2 protein-coding genes are annotated in these 1,883 nt (G+C 70.5%); both read left to right on the plus strand.

All coding sequences use genetic code 11. The features are described from left to right. The first annotated feature begins 136 nt into the window (after positions 1-136). Positions 137-1,321: a molecular chaperone DnaJ gene (gene dnaJ, locus ACFV8T_RS09020; protein ID WP_385325909.1), complete on the plus strand. Its 1,185-nt coding sequence runs from the start codon at positions 137-139 to the stop codon at positions 1,319-1,321. A 1-nt stretch (position 1,322) separates the two neighbouring features. Then, a complete protein-coding gene (locus tag ACFV8T_RS09025) occupies positions 1,323-1,769 on the plus strand; it encodes a heat shock protein transcriptional repressor HspR (protein WP_072487850.1) in 447 nt (148 codons plus the stop codon). Positions 1,770-1,883 lie beyond the last annotated feature (114 nt).

Raw genomic sequence — 1,883 nt, forward strand, 5'->3', positions numbered from 1 at the left:
AAAGAGAACTGGGGAGGAGGGTGTTGGCATGGGGGGGGTTTGCCCTCCTTTCTGACCCCTTCGCGCCCCCCTTCCTGGCCCTGGGCCTGTCCCATGGGCCGGTCCCATGGCCGATCGTCCGGAAGGAGGGACGTCGATGAGCACGAAGGACTTCGTCGAGAAGGACTACTACAAGGTCCTCGGCGTCCCCAAGGACGCCACCGACGCCGAGATCAAGAAGGCGTACCGGAAGCTCGCCCGCGAGTTCCACCCGGACGCCAACAAGGGCGACGACAAGGCGGAGGAGCGCTTCAAGGAGATCTCCGAGGCGAACGACGTCCTCGGCGACAGCAAGAAGCGCAAGGAGTACGACGAGGCACGCGCCCTCTTCGGCAACGGCGGCTTCAGGGCCGGGCCCGGAGGAGCGGGAGGCAACTTCAACTTCGACCTCGGCGACCTCTTCGGAGGCACCCAGGGCGGGGGCCAGGGCGGCGGCGCCGGCGGTTTCGGCGGCGGCGGTCTGGGCGATGTCTTCGGCGGCCTGTTCAACCGGGGCGGCACAGGGACCCGGGTGCAGCCGCGCCGCGGCCAGGACATCGAGTCCGAGGTGACGCTCAGCTTCACCGAGGCGGTCGACGGGGCCACGGTCCCGTTGCGGATGTCCAGCCAGGCGCCCTGCAAGGCGTGTTCCGGCACCGGTGACAAGAACGGCACCCCCAGGGTCTGCCCGACCTGTCTCGGCACCGGCCAGGTCTCGCGCGGCACCGGCGGCGGCTTCTCGCTCACCGACCCCTGCGTGGACTGCAAGGGCCGGGGCCTCATCGCCCAGGACCCCTGCGATGTCTGCAAGGGCAGCGGACGGGCCAAGTCCTCCCGGACCATGCAGGTCAGGATTCCGGCGGGCGTCTCCGACGGCCAGCGGATCCGGCTGCGCGGCAAGGGCGGTCCGGGCGAGCGCGGTGGACCGGCCGGCGATCTGTACGTCGTGGTCCACGTCGGCGCCCACCCGGTCTTCGGCCGCAAGGGCGACAACCTCACGGTCACCGTGCCCGTCGACTTCACCGAGGCGGCGCTCGGCGGCGAGGTGAAGGTGCCCACACTCGGCGGCCCGCCGGTCACCCTGAAACTGCCCGCCGGCACTCCCAACGGGCGCACGATGCGCGCCCGCGGCAAGGGCGCCGTGCGCAAGGACGGCACCCGGGGCGACCTGCTGGTCACCGTCGAGGTGGCGGTGCCCAAGGACCTCGGCAACGAGGCCAGGGACGCGCTGGAGGCCTACCGGAAGGCGACCGCGGGCCACGACCCGCGGGCGGAACTGTTCCAGGCGGCGAAGGGAGCTTGAGGTGGACGGCCGACGACGCAATCCGTACGAACTGACCGATGAATCACCGGTGTACGTGATCTCGATCGCGGCCCAGCTCTCGGGCCTGCATCCGCAGACGCTGCGCCAGTACGACCGTCTCGGCCTGGTCTCGCCCGACCGCACGGCCGGGCGCGGCAGGCGCTACTCGGCCCGCGACATCGAGCTGCTGCGCACCGTGCAGCAGCTGTCACAGGACGAAGGCATCAACCTCGCCGGCATCAAGCGCATCATCGAGCTGGAGAACCAGGTCGCCGCGCTCCAGCAACGCGTCGCCGAGCTCTCGGCGGCCGTGGACGGCGCGGCACAGGCGATGCAGCAGCGCGAGGCCCAGGTCCACGCCTCGTACCGGCGCGATCTGGTGCCGTATCAGGACGTGCAGCAGACCAGCGCGTTGGTGGTCTGGCGCCCGAAGCGTCCCAAGGACTGAGCGGGGGCGGGGGGGGGGGGGGGGAGGAGGCAGGTTGGGCTGCCCCCACCCCAAGGAGGAAGGGAGGGGGAAGGACTGTGGGGAGTTTGTTTTCAGTCCTTTTTCCTTTGGCGT

This window comes from Streptomyces sp. NPDC059832 (genome assembly GCF_042731715.1).
Taxonomy (GTDB): Bacteria; Actinomycetota; Actinomycetes; order Streptomycetales; family Streptomycetaceae; genus Streptomyces.